Annotated in this window: 17 protein-coding genes; 9 read left to right on the top strand and 8 right to left on the bottom strand. The window is 64.9% G+C overall.

The window, feature by feature from the left end; genetic code table 11:
* Window positions 1-68: 68 nt before the first annotated feature.
* A complete protein-coding gene (locus J5J10_RS06285) occupies window positions 69-1,013 on the top strand; it encodes a carbohydrate kinase family protein (protein ID WP_349252042.1) in 945 nt (314 codons plus the stop codon).
* Between the two features lie 28 nt (window positions 1,014-1,041).
* Window positions 1,042-1,965 carry a pseudouridine-5'-phosphate glycosidase gene (locus J5J10_RS06280; protein WP_211929252.1) on the top strand — a complete coding sequence of 308 codons (924 nt, stop codon included), beginning with the start codon at window positions 1,042-1,044 and terminating at the stop codon, window positions 1,963-1,965.
* Between the two features lie 27 nt (window positions 1,966-1,992).
* Here J5J10_RS06280 and J5J10_RS06275 read toward each other — a convergent pair whose 3' ends face one another.
* Window positions 1,993-2,727: an autoinducer binding domain-containing protein gene (locus J5J10_RS06275; protein WP_211929251.1), complete on the bottom strand. Its 735-nt coding sequence runs from the start codon at window positions 2,725-2,727 to the stop codon at window positions 1,993-1,995.
* Between the two features lie 67 nt (window positions 2,728-2,794).
* Window positions 2,795-5,386 carry a cell cycle histidine kinase CckA gene (locus tag J5J10_RS06270; protein ID WP_211929250.1) on the bottom strand — a complete coding sequence of 864 codons (2,592 nt, stop codon included), beginning with the start codon at window positions 5,384-5,386 and terminating at the stop codon, window positions 2,795-2,797.
* 301 nt (window positions 5,387-5,687) lie between these two features.
* On the opposite strand from J5J10_RS06270, the gene J5J10_RS06265 reads away from it, so the two are divergent.
* A complete protein-coding gene (locus tag J5J10_RS06265) occupies window positions 5,688-6,935 on the top strand; it encodes a flagellar biosynthetic protein FliO (protein ID WP_211929249.1) in 1,248 nt (415 codons plus the stop codon).
* Between the two features lie 84 nt (window positions 6,936-7,019).
* On the opposite strand, the gene dksA is transcribed toward J5J10_RS06265, so the two are convergent.
* Window positions 7,020-7,439, bottom strand: a complete 420-nt coding sequence (dksA, locus tag J5J10_RS06260; protein WP_208551312.1) for an RNA polymerase-binding protein DksA — start codon at window positions 7,437-7,439, stop codon at window positions 7,020-7,022.
* Window positions 7,440-7,723: 284 nt separating this feature from the next.
* Here dksA and J5J10_RS06255 point away from each other — a divergent pair, with 284 nt between their 5' ends.
* The 4 genes from J5J10_RS06255 (at window position 7,724) to J5J10_RS06240 (ending at window position 11,540) form a co-directional block, all read left to right on the top strand.
* Window positions 7,724-8,227, top strand: coding sequence for a histidine phosphatase family protein (locus J5J10_RS06255; protein WP_211931156.1), 504 nt, complete (start codon window positions 7,724-7,726; stop codon window positions 8,225-8,227).
* Window positions 8,228-8,323: 96 nt separating this feature from the next.
* Window positions 8,324-9,799, top strand: coding sequence for a YcjX family protein (locus tag J5J10_RS06250; RefSeq protein WP_211929248.1), 1,476 nt, complete (start codon window positions 8,324-8,326; stop codon window positions 9,797-9,799).
* A complete protein-coding gene (locus J5J10_RS06245) occupies window positions 9,796-10,884 on the top strand; it encodes a TIGR01620 family protein (protein ID WP_211929247.1) in 1,089 nt (362 codons plus the stop codon). Before J5J10_RS06250 ends, J5J10_RS06245 begins: the two co-directional genes overlap by 4 nt.
* 119 nt (window positions 10,885-11,003) lie before the next feature.
* Window positions 11,004-11,540 (top strand): hypothetical protein, encoded by a 537-nt coding sequence (locus J5J10_RS06240; RefSeq protein WP_211929246.1) that lies wholly within the window; start codon window positions 11,004-11,006, stop codon window positions 11,538-11,540.
* A 46-nt stretch (window positions 11,541-11,586) separates the two neighbouring features.
* Here the strand turns inward: J5J10_RS06240 and folK are convergent, their stop codons facing one another.
* Genes folK through folP form a run of 3 tightly spaced genes read right to left on the bottom strand, consistent with a single transcriptional unit; the run spans window position 11,587 to window position 13,338 of the window.
* Window positions 11,587-12,120, bottom strand: coding sequence for a 2-amino-4-hydroxy-6-hydroxymethyldihydropteridine diphosphokinase (gene folK, locus J5J10_RS06235; protein WP_281436233.1), 534 nt, complete (start codon window positions 12,118-12,120; stop codon window positions 11,587-11,589).
* Window positions 12,104-12,472: a dihydroneopterin aldolase gene (gene folB, locus J5J10_RS06230; RefSeq protein ID WP_211929245.1), complete on the bottom strand. Its 369-nt coding sequence runs from the start codon at window positions 12,470-12,472 to the stop codon at window positions 12,104-12,106. Before folB ends, folK begins: the two co-directional genes overlap by 17 nt.
* Window positions 12,469-13,338: a dihydropteroate synthase gene (gene folP, locus J5J10_RS06225; protein ID WP_211929244.1), complete on the bottom strand. Its 870-nt coding sequence runs from the start codon at window positions 13,336-13,338 to the stop codon at window positions 12,469-12,471. The genes folB and folP overlap by 4 nt, the downstream gene beginning before the upstream one ends.
* 80 nt (window positions 13,339-13,418) lie before the next feature.
* Here folP and J5J10_RS06220 point away from each other — a divergent pair, with 80 nt between their 5' ends.
* Window positions 13,419-14,057 carry a DUF922 domain-containing protein gene (locus J5J10_RS06220; protein ID WP_246745836.1) on the top strand — a complete coding sequence of 213 codons (639 nt, stop codon included), beginning with the start codon at window positions 13,419-13,421 and terminating at the stop codon, window positions 14,055-14,057.
* A gap of 299 nt (window positions 14,058-14,356) precedes the next feature.
* On the opposite strand, the gene J5J10_RS06215 is transcribed toward J5J10_RS06220, so the two are convergent.
* Both J5J10_RS06215 and J5J10_RS06210 read right to left on the bottom strand, forming a co-directional pair.
* Entirely contained in the window at window positions 14,357-14,677 is a 321-nt protein-coding gene (locus J5J10_RS06215; protein ID WP_208551319.1) for a 2Fe-2S iron-sulfur cluster-binding protein, read from the bottom strand.
* Between the two features lie 132 nt (window positions 14,678-14,809).
* Window positions 14,810-15,178, bottom strand: coding sequence for an Hpt domain-containing protein (locus J5J10_RS06210; protein WP_211929243.1), 369 nt, complete (start codon window positions 15,176-15,178; stop codon window positions 14,810-14,812).
* Window positions 15,179-15,657: 479 nt separating this feature from the next.
* Here J5J10_RS06210 and J5J10_RS06205 point away from each other — a divergent pair.
* Window positions 15,658-20,431: hypothetical protein (locus tag J5J10_RS06205; RefSeq protein WP_211929242.1), on the top strand; the 4,774-nt coding region annotated here is incomplete at its 3' end.

Genomic DNA, 20,431 nt, shown 5'->3' with positions numbered 1-20,431 from the left:
TCCGAGGCCCGACACCCGTCGCGGACCCTGCTCGATTCGGCTCGCCGGTGTCTATTGGAGGGCGTGTCGTGAACGGTCCCTTGGTCGTTTTCGGCGGGGCGCATATCGATCGCCGCGGACGCATCGAGGCCGATACGGTGATGGGTGCGAGCAATCCAGGTCACTTCATGTCGGAGGCCGGTGGCGGCGCTTTCAACGCCGCCCGCGCGCTCGCGCGGCTCGGCCATAGCGTCCGTCTCGTGGCGCCGCGCGGCGGCGACGCGGCCGGCGAAATCGTCACCCATGCCGCCGCCGAGGCTGGCATCGACGACCGGCCCTTCGTTTTCCTCGATCGCGAAACGCCGAGCTACACCGCGATCCTCGACCGCGACGGCGGCCTCGTTATCGCCCTTGCCGATATGGAACTCTACCGCCTCTTCTCCCCCCGCCGGCTGCGCACATTGTCGGTACGTGCCGCGCTTGCGGATGCCGGCGCGATCCTCTGCGACGCCAACCTGCCGGCCGAGACGCTGGAGGCATTGGCAGCGACCGGTCGCCAGCGTGGCCTGCCGGTCGGCGCGATCGCCATCTCCCCGGCCAAGGTGGTGCGGTTCCGCGCCGCGCTGCCCCATCTCGACTGGCTGTGCATGAACGTGGCAGAAGCACGAGCGATTTCCGGCGCCGATGCTGCCTCCCCCGCCGACTGGGCGACAATCCTTCGCGGTCTCGGTCTTGCCGGCGGCCTCGTCACCAACGGCATGCATCCCGTCGTCGCCTTCGACCGCGAGGGCATTGCCATTCTGACACCCCCGCGCCTCGATAGGGTCGCCGATGTCACCGGCGCCGGTGACGCGACGGCCGCCGGCTTCCTGTCGGCCAGGCTCGCCGGAATACCGCTCGGCGAGGCGCTGCGCCGCGGTGTCGCGGCGGCGCTGGTGACGCTGAAGACTGCGAGCGCGACGGCGACAAACCTTTCGCCCGACCAGCTGAATGCGAATCTGCCCCTTGTTCCGGCGGCGCAAATGTTGTCATGACAACGCGAACACTTGATCGGACGGCCCCATGACGAAGCATAACCTCCCGCAACTCCCCCTCGCCTATTCCAAGGAAGTCTCCGACGCCAAGGCGCGCGGCGCGCCGATCGTCGCGCTGGAATCGACGATCATCACCCATGGCATGCCCTATCCGGGCAATCTCGCAATGGCGAGAAGCGTCGAGGACATCATCCGCCACGCTGGCGCCGTTCCCGCCACCATCGCGGTGATCGACGGCACACTGCACATCGGGCTTGATGCCGACCAGATCGAAAAGCTCGCCCAGGCCACCAATGTCATGAAGGTCTCGCGCGCCGATCTCGCCTTCGCCATCGCCGAGCGGCGCACCGGCGCCACCACCGTGGCCGCAACGATGATCGCCGCCGCCCGCGCCGGCATTTCCGTCTTCGCCACCGGCGGCATCGGTGGCGTCCACAGGGGGGCCGAGGAAAGCTTCGACATCTCCGCCGACCTCGAGGAACTGGCCCGCACCGGCGTTCTCGTCGTCTGCGCCGGCGCCAAGGCGATCCTCGATATTCCGAAGACGCTCGAAGTGCTGGAAACCCGCGGCGTCCCGGTCGTGACCTTCGGCAGCGAGGACTTCCCGGCCTTCTGGTCCCGCGTGTCAGGACTGAAAAGCCCGCTGACGCTGTCCAGCCCGGAAGCGATCGCCAACTTCCAGCGCACCCGCGAGAGCCTCGGCATCGACGGCGGCATGCTGATCGCCAATCCCGTGCCGGAGGAGTTCGAAATCCCGCGCGAGGAGATGGAAATCTATATCGGCAGGGCACTCGCCAGCGCCGAGCGCGAGGAGATCGCCGGAAAGGCCGTCACGCCGTTCCTGCTCGACAACATCTTCCATCTGACCGCCGGCCGCAGCTTGAAGACCAATATCGCGCTCGTCGAAAACAATGCCCGTCTCGCCGCCGAAATCGCGGTGGCGCTCGGCTGACACGCTGGATGACAACGCACGGCTTCGTCAGGAAATGAAGCCGCGCCTCAAAGCCTCGGTGACGGCATGCTCCAGCGTGTCGACGCCGAGCTTGGAGCAGACGGACGATACCAGATAGTTCACCGTCCGGGCCGAAAAGCCCATCTTCTGCGCGATAGCCGACGAGTCGAGACCCGATGCGGCAAGCGTCAGGCATTCCATGTCGAGTGCCGAAACACCGGCCGGCCAGCCGCCGCCGCGCTTCTCCAGCGTGTAGACCCGGTGGAGCAGTTGGAACGAGAGGAGGCTAAAATCGTCGAGTTCCGACGCCGACAGCGGCTCGCGGTTGCCATAGAAGGCGACGATCCGGTTCGGTCCCTCAACCGCGTGAAGCGAAAAATAGACGCCGAGATGCAGCTGATAATCGTCCAGCAGCTCCAGCACGCGGCAACGCTCGGGCTCCTGATAAGCCCTTTCGACGAAATCCCGTGTCCAGACGAACGTCCGGCTCTCCCCGGAATGAAAAAGCTCTTCAGGCGTCGGCACTCGTACGCCGGTCTGCTCAAGCCGGGTGAAAAACTCGTCCGGGAAATTGTTGAGAAGCAATTGCTCGCGGAAGCTGGCGCCCGGCTCCGGCTGCGACACGAAGATCTTGTAAAAGGAAAACCCGAGCCGGACCTGGATCAGGGAGAGCGCCTCGCCGATGCCTGTCAGCGTTTCGGCGGCATGGATGCGCGCCACGATCCTCTTGCGGCCGTCGGGGCAGTCCTCGGTCTCGCTCATGCCGCTTCCCCTTGCTCGTTCGGTAGAAGATATGCCGTCACCGGCTCACCGACCGCCTTGATCCGGCTCAACTGTCGAGCATCTCCCGCACGGCGACGGCCAGTTGCTTCAGCGAGAACGGCTTCGGCAGGAAGCCGAATTTCGCGTCGGCCGGCAGGTTCCGTGCAAATGCATCCTCGGCATAACCGGAGACGAAGATGAACTTGAGGTCGGGATAGTTCTTGCGCAGCTCGCGCAAGAGGCTCGGCCCGTCCATCTCCGGCATCACCACGTCGGAGACGACGATGTCCACCTTGCCGTCCAGCTCCTCCATGATGTCGAGAGCCTCGACGCCGGAACCGGCCTCGTGCACGGTGTAGCCGCGCGTTTCCAGCATGCGCTTGCCGCCGCGCCGCACAGCCTCCTCGTCCTCGACGAGCAAGACGATCGCCGACTTGCCGGTGAGGTCGGCCTTCTCGTCCGCCGCCGGATCGGCGCTCGACGCCGGCGCATCCACGGCGGCCTCCGCCGCCTCGGCGCTCTCGGCCGGAACATGGCGCGGCAGGAAGATGCGGAAGGTCGTTCCCTTGCCGACTTCCGACAGCGGATAGATATAGCCGCCCGACTGCTTGACGATCCCGTAGACCATCGCGAGGCCAAGTCCGGTGCCCTTGCCGACATCCTTCGTGGTGAAGAACGGCTCGAAGATCTTGTCCATGATCTCGGGCGCGATGCCCGTGCCGGTATCGGTGACCTCGACCATCACGAAATCGTCGGCCGGCAGGCCGCGATGATTGAAGGTCGCGACCTCCGCCGCATCGACATTGCGCGTGCGGATGGCGATGGCGCCGCCATCCGGCATCGCGTCGCGGGCATTGACGCAGAGGTTCACGAGCACCTGCTCGAATTGCGACAGATCCGTCTTCACCGGCCAGAGATCGCGATCGAACTCGACCGAGAGCTTGACGTTCGTGCCAGAGATCAGCCGATCGACGAGGATGCGCAGGTCGCCGATCACGTCGGTGAGGTTCAGGACGCTCGGCCGCATCGTCTGCTTGCGCGAGAAGGCGAGCAGCTGCCTGACGAGCACCGCGGCGCGGTTTGCGTTGCGCTTGATCTCCATCAGGTCGGCGAAGCTCGCGTCCGAGGGTCGCGCCTGCAGGAGAAGATGGTCGGAGGAGAGCAGGATCGCTGTCAGCACGTTGTTGAAGTCGTGCGCGATGCCGCCGGCGAGCGTGCCGACAGCATTCATCTTCTGCGTCTGCGCCATCTGCGCCTCGAGCGCCTTCTGCTCGGTCACGTCGACGGCATAGACGATCGCTGCCTCTTCGGGCGCCTCATCGCTCTGGTCGATCACGGCGTTCACATAGAATCGGAAATACCGGCCCTCGACCGACGGATGCCGGGATTCGATCGGCGCGATGTCGACCTGGCGGTCCTTGGCGGCGGCGAGCGCCTCGGCGAACCGCTCCCGGTCGCTTTCGGGAAAGACGACCTCCATGCGGGCCCCGCTTTCAAGATCGTCGCGCGAGACGAGATCGGCGAAGAGCCGCATAAACGGCGCATTGGTGCGCAGGATTTTCCCGTCGCCGTCGACGGAGGCGATCGCCATCGGCGTATTGTTGAAAAAGCGGGTGAACCGCATTGAGGCGACGGAATCCGACTGGTCGGACCCGGCCGTTTCAGTGCGTTTCAGGATGATCGTCCGGCTTTCGCCCGGTGCGCCGTCGCGGGTCGAACGCACCCGATGCACGAACCTAACCGGCAGGCTCTGGCCGTTGCTGCGGCGCAAATCGAGATCGAGCGTGGCGGTGCGCGTCAGACCCGGCTCGGCCTGGACGGATTCGATCAGCGCCATACCCTGGCCGGCGACGATGTCGGCAACCGACATCGAGCCGGGCGCAAATTTGGTCAGGTCGATGCCGAGCCATTCGGCCAGTGTCGCATTGATATAATAGATCTCGCCGTTTCTCCCAGCTGACAGGAAACCGGCGGGCGCATGGTCGAGATAGTCGATCGCGTTCTGCAAATCGCGGAAGAAGCGCTCCTGGTCGTCACGCTCGGAACTGATGTCGACGATCTGCCAGACATGCATTTCCCGCTTCTGCTCATCGCCCTTCAGAAGGCGTGCCTTGAGACGGTACCAGTGGGCGCCGGTCGGATGCGGAGCCGCTACTCCGAGAGGTTTCAGCAGGCGGAACTCCTCGTAGCCTTCGCGTCCCTCGCGCAGCCCGTTGGTCAGCCGGTAGAGCGCCTCGCTGGATTCCCGGTGCTTGGAAAGCAGCGTCTCGAGGTTCTGCACCTCGGTCGCCTTCCGCGCGCCGGTCAGCCGTCCATAGGCGGCGTTGGCATAGATGACGCGTCCCTTGGTATCGGTGATCAGCGTCCCGTCCGGCTGGCTGGCGAGGAATGCCCGGGCGAGCGTGTCGGACTGCGATTGCGGCATCACCTCGACGAAGCCGATCACGGCAGAGACGAGGAAGAAGATCCCGACCATGGCGAGAATACCGAGAAGCCCTATCACCACCTGGCTGTCGAGCGTCTCCTTGAAGATGACGAATGATACGGCGGCCGCCATCAGCACGAGGGCGAGCATGAGGATACGGATCGCGGTCCCGGAACGGTTTCTGCGATCCACCAAAGGCGCTGCCGTATCGACGGCCTGCTGCGATGTTTTCATCAATCCCTCATGCACGACGCCGGCGACTGTTGCGGATAAACCGGAATCGCGCCCGTCGATTCTTCTTTAGCAACTTGCGCCATGCATCAAAAGCGCCGCCGCAGCAGATAACGCACTGCATTCACAACCAATCCCAAGCCCGATCCCAAGCATTGCCACAATCACCTCTATGCTGCGCCACCCCGGCGCCTTGCCGCCGGCAAGGGTCGGCTACGAGACGCTCAAAGCTGTGGCAGGGCGGCAGCTGTGCGTTGCCATTGTGCCGGTCTTCTGTCACAAAGCCGCAAAAGGAGACGCGACTATGCTCGAAGAAATGGTGTCTGCCTACGGCAACCGGTTTCTGATCGCGGCAGCTGGCGTGAGCCTTGCCCTGCTGGGTTTGTTCGTCGTTTTGTGGGTGCTGCGGCATCGCGCCCCCTCGCCCTTCGTGCGCGGCGGACGCAATCGCCAGCCGCGCCTGCAGGTTCTCGACGCCGCCGCGGTCGACGCGCGCCGCCGCCTCGTGCTGGTGCGCCGCGACAATATCGAACACCTCATCATGATCGGCGGCCCGACCGACATCGTCATCGAGAGCGGGATCGGTGACGACCGCACCTATATCTCCGTCCAGCAGCCGGCACAGGAAGAGCTCCCGGAGTCGGAGCGCGCCGCGCCGCTTATGCCGCCGGTGCAGCAGGTGACAGAGGCCCGGAAGATCGCCCCGCAACCGCCGGGAAGCGAGCCGCGCGTTGCCGCCCGCGCTCCAGAGCCGGCCATGCCTGCACCCCGCCCGGTGCCCTCGCAACCGCCGGCGCCCAATCCTGTGGCGGTCCAGCCAGCGGCAACCCAACCGTCCGCGATCCAGCCGGCCACCGCTCAGCCCGCCGCGCCCCAGCCTCCGGTGCAGCAGCAGTCCGCACCGGCACACACAGTCGAGCGCGAGGCCGCATCCACCACGCAGCCAATACCCGCAGCACGACCGGTGGCCGCGCCGATGGCACAGCAAACCGCTCCCATTGCCGCACAGCCGGCTGCGACCGCGGCGCCCCAGGCGCCGCAGACGCCTCCCGTCGCGCCGCCACGGGAGACCTCGCCGGCACCCATAACCGCCACGCGGACCGAGCCCAGTGTCGATGACGTCTTCGATGCGGCGCGCAAGCGCGTGCTCTCGGTCGATCCGGATGAGGCGGAGCCGGCCGCCGCCGTAGGCCCCGAGCCGATGCGCGCCGCGGCCCCAGGCGGCAGCGCGTTCGAGCAATTGCTCGAGGCGGAAATGGCGACGCATCTGGACGCGGTGAAGGCCGCAACCCAGGCAGCACCGCGTCCCGTACCGACCGTACTGCCTCCCGCACCGCCCAGCGTTTCCGCATCGATGGTCGCTGTGCCCTCGGCCACCTCGCGCCCGTTGGTAACGCCGGCCGCACCTGCCTCGCCGGTGCCAGCTAGACCCGCTCAGGCGGACGCTCAACCCGCGTCGAAAGCGGCACCGGCCCCGCAGCGCGAAGAACCCAATCTCCAGACGGAAATTGCCCGAATTTTCGGCGAAATGGAGTCGGGCCGAGATACGTGATCGCCGGATTTTCTTCTGGTCGACACAAAAAAACCCGGCGGAACGCTCCACCGGGTCTTAAAAATCACGGATAAAACCGCAGACTCATTCGTCCCGGTAGACTTTTTCGCGGCGCTCGTGTCGCTCCTGAGCCTCGATCGACAGAGTCGCGATCGGGCGGGCGTCGAGACGCTTGAGGCCGATCGGCTCACCCGTCTCCTCGCAGTAACCGTAGGTGCCGTCCTCGATCCGCTGCAGAGCGGCGTCGATCTTGGAAATTAGCTTGCGCTGACGATCACGGGCGCGAAGTTCGATAGCGCGGTCGGTTTCTGACGAGGCCCTGTCCGCGAGATCGGGGTGGTTGGCGCTTTCTTCGGCGAGGTGGTCAAGGGTTTCCCGGGCTTCCCGGAGAATGTCGTTCTTCCAGGCAATCAGTTTGGCGCGGAAGTATGCCCTTTGGTTCGAACTCATGAACTCTTCGTCTTCCGAGAGCACATAGTCGCTAAGATTGATCTTCTCACTCAACGCGATTCTCCTGAAGAACATCTCAATGGGCGGCTGTATATCCTTTCAAAACGGTGCATTCAAGCCTAAAGCCACGATTTAAGAAAGAGTTCACATTGTCGTAAAACTCTCATAAACGGCTAATATTTCATCGTTTTTCGGAAAGTGCCGCTCATTTTTCCGGCAGTGCCCTCCAACCCACCGATCCGCCTTTGGCCTTACGCCCTTGGCTGTGGTTGACGGACATCCCCCTCAACCGCTAGTGCAGGAGAGCCGACCAGCCTCGCACTTGAAGAACCGGGATGATGACCGTAACTCCGCCCCCCTACCGGATTTACCTGCTACGGCATGCCAAGGCGGGCTGGGCGCAGCCGGGAGGGCGCGATTTTGATCGTGAACTGACGGAAGACGGACATGCGGAAGCCGAGGCCATCGGGCGTATGGCCGCCGCACGTGGCTACAGGCCGTCCATGGTCATCAGTTCGACCGCCGCCCGCTGCCGTCAGACCGCCGAGGCGATGCGCCGCGCGCTCGGAGACAGCGGAGAAGTCCGCTTTACAGACGATCTCTACAACTGCCCCGCCGAAACCTATTTCGATCTCCTGGAAAGACTTGACGACGTCCAGTCCGTGATGATCGTCGGCCACAATCCGGCAATCGAGGAGGTTTTGGCCGGACTGGCGGGCTCAGACGCGGTGTCTGAACGCGTACCCATGGGCTATCCGACCGCCGGCCTCGCCGTTATCGACCATTCAACCGGCAACGGTGACAGCGCCACCTGGCGCGTCATCGACTTCCTCTGCGCCTGATCCGTTGCCAAACGCCGGCCGATGGCGAACCGTTGTCTTCCGTCCGCGTTGCCGTCTTCCTATATGTCGTGAAGAACAACAGACCGGGAGCGCATTTTGCCGCCGAGAATAACCACCTTCGCCGACGAGGCGATCATTGCGCTCGACAACATCGCCGATCGTGCCGTGCATTTCATGCAGCCGACGCTGCGCCTCGGGGTGACCGGCCTCTCCCGCTCCGGCAAGACTGTGTTCATCTCCTCGCTGGTCCACAATCTCTTGAACGGCGGTCGCCTTCCCCTGTTCGAAGCGCTGCAGTCCGGTCGCATCACCGCAACCCGGCTGGAAGAGCAGCCGGATGATGCTGTGCCGCGCTTCCAGTACGAGGATCACATCCGCTCGCTGGTCCGCGACCGCGTCTGGCCCGACTCGACGCGGGCGATTTCCGAGCTGCGGCTGACGATCGACTACGAAAGCGCCAGCGGCTGGAGCCGCTTCTTCTCGCCCGGCCGCCTGTCGATCGACATCGTCGACTATCCCGGCGAATGGCTGCTCGACCTGCCGCTGCTGGCGCAGGACTTCCGCACTTTCAGCGACAATACGACCGCCCTTGCCAGAACCGGCATCCGCGCCGAACTCTCCTCCGAATGGCTGGCGGCCGCGGCCGCGATCGATATGGACGCGCCCGCAGACGAAATGACTGCCCGCGAGATCGCCCGGGTCTTCGCCGACTACCTGAAGGCCTGCAAGCGGGATGAGCGCTCCCTCTCCACCCTGCCGCCGGGCCGCTTCCTGATGCCCGGAGACCTCGACGGCTCGCCGGCCCTCACCTTCGCTCCGCTGCCCGACATGCCATCAGGCCCGCCGCCGGCGGGTTCGCTCAGGGCCATGATGGCGCGGCGTTTCGAGGCCTACAAGAGCGTCGTCGTCAAACCCTTCTTCCGCGAACATTTTGCCCGGCTCGACCGGCAGATCGTTCTCGTCGACGCGCTGCAGGCGATCAATCGCGGCAACGAGGCTGTCGAAGACCTCGAAAGGGCACTCGTCGACGTGCTGAGCTGCTTTCGCCCCGGCACCAACAATTTCCTGACTTCGCTGCTCCAGCGCCGCATCGACCGCGTGCTCGTCGTCGCCACCAAGGCCGACCACCTGCACCATGAAAGCCATGACCGGCTGCAGGCGATCACTCGCCGGCTGGTGGACAGGGCCGTCCGCAGCATCGGCCTGTCGGGCGCCGGCATCGAGGTCATGGCGCTCGCCTCCGTCCGCGCTACCCGGGAGGCCACCGTCCGCGAAGGCGGCGAGGACCTGCCTGTCATCGTCGGCACGCCGATGGACGGCGAGACGATCGGCGGCGAGCGCTTCGACGGCAACCGCAAGACCGCCGTCTTCCCCGGCGACCTGCCCGAGGACCCCGAAGCCTTCTTCGCCTCGCTGGAGAAAGCCACCGGCAGCCGCCCGATGCCGGAACTCAACATCGTCCGCTTCCGTCCGCCGGAACTGGAACAGACCGGCGAAGGCATCAAGCTCTCCGTCCCGCACATCCGCCTCGACCGCGCCATGCAGTTCCTGCTGGGAGACCGTCTCGCATGACACCGACCTCCAAAACCCCGAACGCGGGCCGCCGGCCGGCGTCCTTTACCGTCAAGGACGACACCGCTCCGCCGGAGACCAAACAGCTGCCGCGAACCCCACGCAGCTTCGACGCGCCCGTGGCCGTCGTCGTGCCCGACGAGGAGGATGTGTTCCTGGCCGAAAGCCTCTCCGCCGACATGACGACCGCGGACGCGATCGCCCTTCCCCGTCGCCGCCGCTTCTCGTTCCTGAAGCTTGCGATGAGCGCCTTCGGCGTGCTGGTCTCGCTGGCGCTCGGACTCTGGGTCGACGGACTGGTGCGCGATCTCTTCGCCCGCGCCGACTGGCTGGGCTACACCGCGCTTTCGGTACTGACGATCGGACTTTCCGCCACGCTCGTCGTCATCCTGCGCGAACTCGCCGGGCTGATGCGGCTCGACGAGGCGCAGGTGCTGAAAAGCCAGGCCGCCGACGCCATCGCCAGGAACAACGACCGCGAAGCCCGCTCCGTCGCCGACAGGCTCTCAAGGCGCCTCGCCACCCGCGCCGAGACCGCCAGGGGCCGGGCGACGCTGGAAGCCAGCCGCGACGACATCATCGACCCGCCGCACCTGATCGCGCTCGCCGAACGCGAACTGCTGGCGCCGCTGGACCGAAAGGCCCGCGCCCTGATCCTCGGCTCCTCCAAGCGCGTGTCGGTCGTCACCGCCGTCAGCCCGCGCGCCATCGTCGATCTGGTCTATGTGCTGTTCGAGGTGGTTCGGCTCGTCCGCGCGATGGCGGAACTCTATGGCGGCCGGCCAGGGCGGCTCGGCATGCTGCGCCTGCTGCGTGACGTGATCGCCCACCTCGCCGTGACAGGATCGATCGCCGTCGGCGATGGCCTTGCCCAGCAGATTCTCGGCCACGGCCTCGCCTCGCGCCTGTCCGCCCGTCTCGGCGAAGGCGTCATCAACGGCCTGATGACCGCCCGCATCGGCATCGCAGCGATGGATCTCTGCCGCCCGCTCCCCTTCGTCGCCGTCAAACGTCCGGGTATCGGCGATTTCATCGGCGATCTGACCCCGGGCGCAAAGGGCGAAAAACCCGACAATCACGCGTGACGGTACGCGCGAAGACGATTGCCGAACGCCGGCGAATATGGTTAATCGAAATGAAGCATTAACCACTCCGCGTTAAGGTGCGGTCAGGTTTCCGGTTGCTCGTACCCCAAGGTAGCTCGATGTCTTTCCGTTCGTTCACGCTCATCGGCGTGTCTTTCGCCCTCCTCGCCACGGCGGTTGTTGCCGTGCCGTCTCCGGCCGACGCCGCCCCCCGCGACAAGCGCTTCTTCGATTCCGTCGCCGGCATCTGGACCGGCCCGGGCGAAATCGTCGCCGGCAAGTACAAGGGCACCAAGTTTACCTGCAATCTTACGGGCATCTCGTCCACCGGCCCTGCCGGCCTGACACTGGATGGCACTTGCCGCGTCGGCGTCTTCTCTCAGCCGATGAAGGCTGTGATCTCGCAGGTCGGCAACGGCTACCAGGGCAAGTTCCTGGACGGCGCCGAAGGCAAGGGCCTCGACATCATCTCCGGCAATGTCAGCGGCAACAAGGTCGTGATGGGCATCAACCGCGCCAAGCTGAACGGCGCGATGGTCGCGAGCCTCAAGAACCAGACCGCGATGAACATAACCATTTCCGTCAAGGTCGAGGATCAGCTGGTGCCGGTAATCGGCCTCAGCCTCAACCGCCAGGCCGCCGCGCGCGCTGACTGATCAGCGAAATTCACCGACAGCTTTCGAAGGCCGCGTTTTCGCGGCCTTATTCGTTTGAGCGCCACCAGCCGCCGTCGGCACTGGCCGCCTCGATGCCACCGGCGTCGACGATAGAAGTCCAGTCCCGTACCGACTTGCCTGCAATGTCGAGCTCCGGCGCGATATCCGCGAGCGGCACCAGCACGAAGGCCCGTTCGGTGATACGCGGATGCGGAATGGCAAGCGTCTCGGTCGAGACGTCCTGGTCGTCATAGGTCAGGATATCGATGTCGATCGTGCGAGGCCCCCAGCGCTCGATCCGCACCCGCTTCATCTCCCGTTCGATCGACAGGCAGAGCTCAAGAAGCGGCTGCGGCGCAAGCCGCGTCTCGATCAGCGCGCAACAGTTCAGGAAATCGGCCTGGTCGGTCTTCCCCCATGGCGGCGTGCGGTAGAGTTTCGACACCGACACGACCCTGCAATCGTCCCGCCCATCGAGCCGGGCCAGCGCATCGGCCATGGTCTGCCGGGGATCGCCGACATTGCCGCCGAGGCCGAGCGTGACGCGCGACCAGCCGGACGTCTCAACGGGAGAGTTCAACGCACACCTCGGCGTAATCGAGCACGCCCTGGATCGGCGCCGACGGTTTCCGCACTGTGATCGCCACGTGGCGTATCGGCGGAAACCTATCGAGAAGTGTGCGGCAGATGTCGAGCGCCAGCGCCTCGATCAGGCGCCGGCGCGTGCCGGTGACGACCTTCTCGATCTCCTTGAAGGCGGCGCCGTAGTCGACCGTATTCTCGAGCGACTCGCGGTCGAGCGACTCGCCTGCATCCACATCCATCTCCGCGTCGACGAAGAACCTCTGTCCCAGCACCCCTTCCTCTGGATAGAAGCCATGATGGGCGAAGAACGCGCAGTTTTTCAGTCTGATCTTGTATCGTCCGGTCAAAGACCCTGTCCTTCTGTAAATACGCCGCGGGCGGCCAGCATAGCATCGGCCACCTTCAGCGCGTCGCGATTGGCCGCGACATTGTGCACCCGGAAAACGCTGGCGCCCGCCAGCCTGAGCAGCGCCGAGGTAGCAGCCGTCGCGATATCCCGATCGGCCGCCTCCCGCCCCGTCAGCGTCCCGAGAAACCGCTTCCGCGACGTGCCGACCAGAAGCGGCAATCCGAGATCATGAAGCTCCGCGAAGCGCGCCATCAACGCGACGTTTTCGGCTTCTGTCTCCTTGGCGAAGCCGAAGCCGGGATCGAGCACGATCCGTGCCTGGTCGATCCCGGCGCCGGCGGCGATTTCAAGCGAACGCGCAAGATAGGCCTTTTGATCCTCGATCGGATCGGCAAGCGGGGCCCGGCCGCGCCCCGAATGCATGATGCAGACGCCCGCCGATGCGGACGCGACGACGCCGGCGACGTCGGGCTCGCGCTGCAACCCGTGCACGTCATTGACGATATGCGCGCCGGCGGCAAGCGCCAGTCTTGCCGTTTCCGCCCGGTAGGTGTCGATCGAGATGACCGCGTCGGTCTCGCGCGAAAGCCGCTCGATCACCGGCAGGACCCGGTCCTGCTCCTCATCCGCCGTCACTTCGACGGCACCGGGACGGGTCGATTCGCCGCCGATGTCGAGGATGTGAGCGCCGTCCTCCAGGCACCGCAGCGAATGGCGCAAGGCCGCCTCCGCCGTCGCATGCTTGCCGCCGTCGGAGAAGGAATCCGGCGTGACGTTGACGATCGCCATGATCAGGCTCTCCGGCCCGAGCTGCAGCTGACGACCGTGGCCGATCAGCCACGTCGATCGAACGATCTGCTCCATCGAGCCTCTCCCTCTCAAAAATCGCGACCCGATATTGCGCTCGCGATGGCTATGCCCCAAGGTCGGGTGGAATTCAACAGATGGACTCGCCGATGACCCGCCTGCGCAGCCTTGCGACCTTCTTTCTCGCCGCAATTCTGCCTCTTGTGTTTGTCCAGCCAGTCCCCGCCGAAACGATCGTCAAGAAACGCACAACCTATTTCACGATCGGTGGTCGCACCGCCGAGGAGCTGGACAACGAGTTGTCGCGCCACGGCCCGATGACTCAGACGACCGGCGCCCGGCACCCCGGGGCGACCCGGATCAAGTTCGACGGTGAACTGACATACGTGGAAAAGGGCGGACGCTGTCGCATCGGCAAGGCAACCGTCGTCGTGGACACCCACCTGATCCTGCCGCGCTGGAAGAACCGCAAGACCGCCAGCCGCGACTTGGGCTTCATCTGGGATGCGCTGTCGAGCGACATCAAGCGTCACGAGGAACGGCACGCCGAAATCGCACGCCAGCACGCCCGTTCGCTGGAGAAATCCCTGAAGGCCCTGCCCGCCATGCGCAGCTGCGAACCGCTCCAGGAACGCGTCCAGCAGCTCTCCGACCGCGCCATCGAGGCGCATGACGCCGACCAGATGCGGTTCGACCGCGTGGAATCGGTCAACTTCGAACGCCGCCTGATCCGGATTCTGGAAAGCCGGCTCGAGCGTTCGGCCAAGTCCAAGTAGCCCACGACCGAATCTGCACAACTTTTTTACAACTTTGCTCGCAAGCTTGTGCAAAACTTGTGCGTAAGCCTGTGAATAACAGGGCATTTCTCGTCGTGGAACTTGATAAAAAACTGAAATACAACTGTCATCAACGTCAAGTGCTGGCGTTGATGGTCCCGAGTTCTCCTGGCGCGTCCTTGATGCCGCGGGTGTATCCTCCCTCTCCCGTTGGCGATGCGCCCCCTTGCCTCGCTCGTCGCATGCGACGTAGCGAGGCCTTTTTATGTGGGCATGCCTCATGGAAACGGGTCTGCGGATCAGCCCTGGCGCTCGGGAACGTTGACCACAAGCCCGTCAAGGGCCGGCGTGATCTTGATCTGACAGGACAGACGCGAGTTTGGACGGACATCGACGGCAAAGTCGAGCATGTCTTCCTCCATGGGCGACGGCTGGCCGGCCGCGGCGACCCAGGCGTCATCGACATAGACATGACAGGTGGCACAGGCGCAGGCGCCGCCGCATTCGGCCTCGATGCCGGGCACCGAATTGCGGACAGCGTTTTCCATCACGGTTGAACCCGGCTCCACCTCCAGGTCATGGCGGGTACCGTCAAAGGCGACAATCGTCAGTTTGGTCATTTTTGCATAAGGTCCAGGCTAGGCTTTCGGAGAGGCCCGGAGTCATCCACGAATTCCCGATCCCAGTCAACAAAAAGGCCGCCGCCGATAGGGTTTCTAGGGCGCGGCCTCTTGTCTCTTGTTCTGTCGAGGTCAGCGGCAGAGCTTAAGGATGAAGTTTTCCGCTTCGACGATCGCCGCGCTGACGACAGCGAGATTGGCAGCCGAGGCGCCATCGCGCTCCAGTGCCTCCGCCGCGTCGATGACGCGCTGCGCCCCGATCTGGCCGGCCGCACCCTTGAGGCGAGCCGCGGCTCCGGCAATGGTGACCGGATGCTGGCTGACGAGATCAAGAAGGCAGGCCCGCGCCTGGCGGCTGTAGGCCTTCAGGGCCTCGATCTCACGTTCTTTGTCGCCCTGCGCCTGTGCGGCCAGGAAGACGAGGTCGACGGGCCGCGACAGCGACGCAGTGGCGGCGGTGGCGTTGACCGGAGGTTCAAATGCGATATTCAAGGCAGCCATGATCAGGTTTCCCGAGTTTCTGTCCTTTGGCACGGACACCCTGCGCCCGGAAAAGTCGATTTCGCGTTAAATGCGCCTGGTTGGCGCCTGCAAATCTCTGAACATGGTTAATTTTCGGTAAATGCTTATATAGTTTCGCATTTCCGTCCGAGACTTCGTTCAAATGCTGTTAACAACCTCCGACGAAAGCCGTAAGCGACCCGCCCTATTAATTGTCACGGCCCTGTGAATGTGTCACTACGATACGAATGAATGGGCAAGTGTCTCAAACCTTTGCCTGAAATGGCCGGAGGATGGTATGTAAATATCGTCCAGCGCCCGACGAAATTCGGGCTCCGGCAGAGTAATAGTGTACGTCGTATCCCGTTAGGGCAAGGGGATGCGGCGGGCCAGAGTACGGATCTGCCAACGCTCTCGAGGCAGCGGCGGAAGGGGGCAAGGCGGAACTGGCTTGGAAAGCGGTAACGAGGCGTAACCCGATGGCGAATAATAAAACGAGCGGATCGATCGACGAAAGCGCCTATCAGGCCCTTGAAGCTGCGCTTCGGATCGAATTCGACGACACCGAACAGCCGGCGCCTGGTAGGCAGTATGCGCCGGACGCTGCGGAGGCCAAAGTGTCCGATCAGTCCAACCCGCGTACCGCCGCAGATCGCCGCAATGCCGAGCGAAAGGCAGCACGGCCAAGCGAGAGCCCCGAACCGCGCGCTCCTTCATTCGAACCGGCCAATGACGCATCCCGCCGCAGCTCGGCCGCGATCATGAAATCGCTCGACGGCGCTTCCATGCGCTCGGCCCTGCGCAATGCGTCGATCGTGTCCGTCGCCTGGGTGATCGGCGCTGTCGGACTGGCACAATTGCTGTTCGGATCGATGATCTGGCAGTCGCCTTCGGTCTCCGACCTCGTCGCCAATCCCGGTCTCGTCGCCATCCTGGTCGGCACGATCCTGCCCGTCATGCTGTTCTTCGCCTTCTCCATCATGATGGCCCGCGCCCATGACCTGCGCAACGCCGCCCGCTCGATGGCGGAAGTGGCACTGCGTCTGTCCGAGCCGGAAACGATCGCCTCCGAGCGCATCATGACGGTCGGCCAGGCCGTGCGCCGCGAAGTCTCGGCCATGAACGAGGGCATCGAACGCACGATCGCCCGCGCCACGGAACTCGAAACCCTCGTCCACTCGGAAGTCTCGGCGCTGGAGCGCAGCTATACCGACAACGAACTGCGTGTCCGCGGTCTCGTCCACGAACTCGGTGCCGAGCGCGATGCCATCGTCAATCACGCCGAGCGCATCCGCACGTCCATTATCGGCGCCCACGAACAGCTCAAGGAAGACCTGTCGCTCTCGACCGAGGAAATCTCGGTTCGCCTCGCGACATCGGGCGAAGCCTTCGCATCGCTGCTCGACACCCGCGCCGCCGCCCTCATGGAGAAGTCGGACGCCGCCGCCAACGCGCTCGGCAGTCTTCTCGCAACCAAGACCGAGAATCTCGTCCAGGCGCTGAGCGTCTCCGGCATCTCGCTCGCCAGCGAGTTCGACACCCGGCTGCACTCGCTGACCTCGACACTGGCGGAAAGCGGCCAGCGGCTGCTCGGCGAGTTCGAGACGCGCGCCTCCACGCTCGAAGCCAATACCGAGAAGCTGAACGAAGCGCTGATCGAACGCGCCCGCCAGCTCAACGAGACGCTGGCCGAGCGCACCCGCGCCATTGCTGACAGCCTGACGACGGGCGAACGCGACATCACCACCTCGCTCGATTCGGTTCTTGCCAAGCTCAACAGCGCGCTCGACGAAAAGGGCACCAGCTTCCGCCACAGCCTGCAGTCCAGCGTCGACGACGTGGTCGTCGATCTCGACCTGCGCACGGGCCTGTTCGAGGAGCGCCTGCAGGGAACGATCGGCCAGATCAACACGATCTTCGACGACAGCATCTCCGGCTTCGCCACCGCCTTCGACCAGCGCGCCGGCACGCTGGACAACAAGCTGATGGACAGCCTCAACCGGATCAACGAATCGCTGTCAGGCAACGTCGAGTCCCTCGACGGCATCCTGAACTCCGGTATCGACCGCCTCGGCTCGACCCTGACCGACCAGTCGTTCGCGCTTGCCACCACCCTTGGCACGGGTCAGGAACTGATCGAAGGCGCCCTTTCCGATCATCAGGCGAAATTCCAGCAGGTTTTCTCGGAACGCTCGGCGGAGGTGATCTCGACCTTCGAGAGCGGCCAGCAGCGGCTCGCTGAGACGCTCGATGCCAAGACCGCCGAAATCGACGGCCTGCTCTCGACGGGTGTCGACAATGTCACCCGCAGCCTCGAAAGCCGCTCCGGCACGCTGATCGGCGCGATCTCCGGAACCGAGGAACGCCTGTCCGAGACGCTTGGTACACGGACCCGCGAAATCACCGAGGCGCTCGATCACGGTCAGGAACGGCTGGCGCAGAGCCTTGATTCACGCACCGAAATCCTGTCGCAGTCGCTGTCCGGCACCGAGACCCGCCTCGCCGACATCTTCGAGCGCCAGACCTCGGCCATCGCCGAAACGGTGTCGGACGCCGAGCTGCAGATCGAAACCGTTCTCGCTGTCCGGACGGAAACGCTGCAGGCCTCGCTTGAGGAAAGCCAGCGCCAGATCGACGAAAGCCTCGGACGCCACACCGAAGGCATGTCGACGGCTCTTGCTTCGGGCACCGAGCGCCTCGATGGCGTGTTGCGCGGCGCCGGCGAACAGATCGAGGTCAACCTGTCCCGCCACGCCGACGATATCTCCGGCGCCCTCACCTCCGGCACCGACCGGCTGGATGGGGTATTGCGCGGCGCAAGCCAGGAGATCGACGGCAACCTGTCCCGCCACACAGAGACGCTCGCCGAGACGCTGTCTTCAAGCGCCCGGACGCTCGACGCAGTACTTCGGGACGGCGAGACCCAGATCGGCAACACCATCTCCGAACAGGCCGCAGCCCTTGGTGCAACCGTGGCAGCAAGCGCCGGCATGCTCGAAATCTCCATCGAAGGCCACAGCGACGAGCTGCGTCGCGCGATCGACGACAGCGGCAAGGCGCTCGACGAACGCCTCCGCAGCACCGTCGGCGCGATCGCCGGCGAACTCGGCTCGGCCGCGACCGACGTCACCCGCTCGGCACAGGACTTCTCCGAACGCGTCGAAAAGTCGATCAGCGGCATGACCACGCGCCTCGACGAAACCTCCACCCGCATCGAGACAAGCCTCGGCACGCTGGAAGACCGCATCCGCAACGGCCTCGACGGGGTCGACAGCGCCGTCGACGATGCCGGCGAGAAGTTCTCCGCCCGTCTGTCCGAGAAGGTCTCCGTCATGGAGCGGGTCGGCTCGGAAACGACCGAGCGGATCGCCCGCGTCATCGAGGAAGGCACAAGCCGCGTTGGGGAGACGCTGGACAGCCGTACGGCGAAGATCGACGAACGCCTCTCCACCATGGACAAGGCTCTGAATATCGGCCTCGAAAACGTCAACCGCACGATCGAAACAAAGGCGGCGGGTCTCGCGAGCGCTTTGCGCGCCGCGGTCTCCGATGCCGCCCAGACGATCGACACCGAAGCCAGCCGCTCGGTCGAACGCATCGGTGAGACCGGCGACCAGTTCGCCTCCCGTCTGGCCCAATCCACCAGTGACTCGACGCGCAGCCTGACGGAAGCCGCAAGCAGCGCCGCAGCCTCGTTGAGCGAAGCGGCGGCGAACGCCACACGGTCCTTCGGCGAAGCCGGTGACGCATTGGCAAGCCGCGCCGAATCCGTCCGGACCGTCCTGTCGACGACCGCCACGGACGCGACCACCTCGCTGGAAACGGTCGAGAAGGCATTGGAAGCGCGCGGCAATTCGATCCGCTCCGTCCTCGACGAGCGGACCCGCGAACTCAATTCGATGCTCTCCGGTCGTGCCGCCGAGCTCAATCGTGTTCTCGACGAAAAGGCCCTGCCCGCGATCGAGCAGTATACCCGCACCAGCCGCACCATTGCCGACAATGTCACGAGCGCAGTCCAGGAAGGCGCCGACCGCATCCGCACCGAAAACGCCGCGATCGTCGGCGCGATCAACGAGCGGACGGAAAACGCTGTCCGAACCTTCGGCTCCACTGAGAACTCGCTGGTCAACAGCGCCGGTCGCCTGATCGAGCGCCTGGAAGCCAACAGCGCGATCATATCCGAAACCCTGCAGAGGGCGTCGTCGGAAATCGCCTCGGCCGACGAGCGCCTGGATGCGACGACCAACCGCTTCGCCGAGGCCTCTTCGCGTGCGGCGGATTCGCTGTCGAGCTCCAGCCGTCTGCTCGACGATAAGCTGCAGCGCCTGTCGACCATTTCCGACGAAACGCTGTCGCAGGTCTCCAGCATCGTCAGCCGCTTCGGCGACCATTCCCGCGTTCTCGGCCAGGCCGCGGAGCTTCTCTCGGCCGCCCAGTCGAACCTTGCCGGCACGCTCGAAGAGCGCCAGCAGGCGCTGCGCGACCTTTCCATCGGGCTCGTGAAGCGCTCCGAGGAAATCGAGAACACCATGAAGTCGCTCGGCAGCATGGTCGAGGTCGCCTTCGACCGCGTCGAGGATCGTTCCAACCAGGTCGCCGGCAATCTCCGCCAGTCGGTCTCCTCGTCCTTCTCGGATGTCGGCCGCATTCTCGGCGAGACCGAAAAGCAGGCGACCGCCACCGCCGCGTCGATGCGCGAGGCGCTGATGTCGGCCGGTCAGGACGTCACCAGCACGATCGAAAGCACGCTGTCGGAAGCGGAAAAGCGCTCCGCCGACATCGCCAACCGGCTGCGCTCCGGCCTGTCGAACTCGCTGGGCGATCTCGACCGCCTGCTCGCCGATGCCGGCCATCGCTCGGATCAGACCGCCGCCCACCTGCGCGAAGCGCTCAAGGGTGCTGTCGAGGATGCCGTCGGTCGCTTCGCCGGCGCGACGGAGGAAATCCGCCGCTCGGCCAGCGACATCCGCAAGGAACTGGATCTGACCCGCAACGAGCTGAAGCGCGGCGCCTTCGACCTGCCGGAAGAAGCCAAGGAGAGCGCTGCCGCCATGCGCCGCGCCGTCTCCGAGCAGATCCGTGCGCTGCAGGACATCTCGCAGTTGGTCGGCCGTTCCGTCCAGCCGATGGAAGTCTCGACGCCCCGCGCACCGGCCCCTGCACCCGCTCCCGCTCCGGTCGCCCAGGCGCCGCAGCAGGAGACCCGCCGTGCCCCGGCGCCCGCCGCCGCTCCGGCACGCCAGGCTCCGGCCA

It is taken from the genome of Ciceribacter sp. L1K23, from assembly GCF_018122705.1.
GTDB lineage: Bacteria > Pseudomonadota > Alphaproteobacteria > Rhizobiales > Rhizobiaceae > Allorhizobium.
This window is presented reverse-complemented; position numbering and strand designations above follow the sequence as displayed.